The following is a 1,193-nucleotide window of genomic DNA, read 5'->3' on the forward strand; positions in this document are numbered from 1 at the left end:
CATTTGATTACGATGGATTTTTAGAAAATTTTGATGAAAGTAAAAATTACTACTTTGAAACTTTAATTCAGTATCAGCTTTCAAAGTTTTTTGCTGGAAAACAGGAAAGATTAGGAACTGCCCAGAATATAGAAAAAATTTTTAATAAAAATAAAGAAGATATACTTAATGATTATAGAAAATCTGCTTTGGAGTTTTTGATTTTTTACTTAAAAAATAATTTAAACGAAGTTTCTAAGGAAAATAATGTTAATACCTTTATAGTTAAAAAACTTTATGAAGGAAGAAAACTGGCAGAAATAGTAAAAGAAATACCAGAAAATATTTTGATAGAAACAACTGTTGAAGAAATTTTCAATGAGGCTAAGAAAATCTTTATAGATTTAATATCTTTTTATCCGTATGATGAAAAATTTTATAAACTTGCAGATATAAAATTTGAGTATAAACTGCCAAGTGATGACTAAATTTGATAAAATATTTTTTGCTGAAATAGTTCAAGATATTCCTCTCTGGCTTTCTTTAATTATGGGTATTTATCCAGATTTACAGAATAAATGGATATTTTTCTTCTCTTTATTTTTAGGTTCAATAGCTTCAATTTATATAATAAAAATGATAAAAGAAGGACAGTACAGTCCGGGTGTAATAGAAGAAAACCCTTCAGCCTCATTTTCATTTTCAATATACAGTGTTGTGCTGATTTTTGTTCTAATTTTTGCATCATTTAAAAATATGCTTTATATGGAAAGTTTTGTCTGGGGATATCTTATTGTATTTTCAGCTCTGGAGCTTATATTTTTCCTTAAAACAAAAAGTAATATGGAATAATGAACAATATAGAAAAAGTTAAAAATATACTTGGGAAAGTGTTGAAATATGACGATGAAATGCTGGAAAGGGTGAAAGTATCAGAAGCTCTTGAAGAACTTGTGTCAAAAATTGATTTACCGAAATCTATAAAAGAAGATATAAAAACTTTTGATGGGCTTTCAGCAGGAAAAAAAAGAGCATTTGCAAAATATATTCTTTCTGTTCTTTCTCAAATTAAGGAAAAACAGGTAGCAGAAGAGACAAAAGAAGAACCATTTTCAGAAGATTTATCAATAAATGAAATTGAAAAGTATCAGTTCAAATTTAAAGATTTTGAACCTGTTGAAAAAGAGCTTAAAAAAATAGTGCTCAAATGTCCG

At 26.5% G+C, this 1,193-nt stretch carries 2 protein-coding genes and 1 pseudogene; all 3 read left to right on the top strand.

Going from position 1 to position 1,193, the window contains the following annotated elements:
• A partial coding sequence (locus tag HG1285_RS20090) for a hypothetical protein (RefSeq protein ID WP_008289578.1) occupies window positions 1-467 on the top strand: 467 nt, incomplete at its 5' end.
• Window positions 460-831, top strand: coding sequence for a hypothetical protein (locus HG1285_RS00730; protein WP_008289579.1), 372 nt, complete (start codon window positions 460-462; stop codon window positions 829-831). The genes HG1285_RS20090 and HG1285_RS00730, both read left to right, overlap by 8 nt.
• A pseudogene (locus tag HG1285_RS00725) lies at window positions 831-1,193 on the top strand (hypothetical protein); the annotation flags it as partial. The gene HG1285_RS00730 and the pseudogene HG1285_RS00725, both read left to right, overlap by 1 nt.

The sequence above is a fragment of the Hydrogenivirga sp. 128-5-R1-1 genome, assembly GCF_000171895.1.